The sequence below is a fragment of the Pseudoalteromonas sp. S1612 genome (assembly GCF_005887175.1).
Classification (GTDB): Bacteria; Pseudomonadota; Gammaproteobacteria; order Enterobacterales; family Alteromonadaceae; genus Pseudoalteromonas; species Pseudoalteromonas undina.
Genome location: NZ_PNDH01000186.1, coordinates 1 through 243 on the forward strand (window position 1 = coordinate 1; position 243 = coordinate 243).

Annotated in this window: 1 protein-coding gene; it reads right to left on the reverse strand. The window is 46.1% G+C overall.

Going from position 1 to position 243, the window contains the following annotated elements; all coding sequences use genetic code 11:
• Nucleotides 1-243, reverse strand: a 243-nt coding sequence (locus tag CWB78_RS18635; RefSeq protein ID WP_249930488.1) for an AIR synthase related protein, incomplete at both ends; no start/stop codon positions are given.

Genomic DNA, 243 nt, shown 5'->3' on the forward strand with positions numbered 1-243 from the left:
ATCACAAAGCGGACCGGCTACAAAAATCCAATCCACCAATTTTGCACCACTTCTACGTAATTCTGTGCCTTCAGGAACTGTACCTTTTGCACAAATAGTAATACTAAGTTGACCTTGAGTGGTATCCCCACCAATGATCTGAACGTTAAAGTACTCAGCAATTTCATGCATGCCCTCAGTCAGCTCAGCAATCCAATGTGGATCGATACTAGGGAACGGAAGTGCACCCGCCCGCCATGTAGG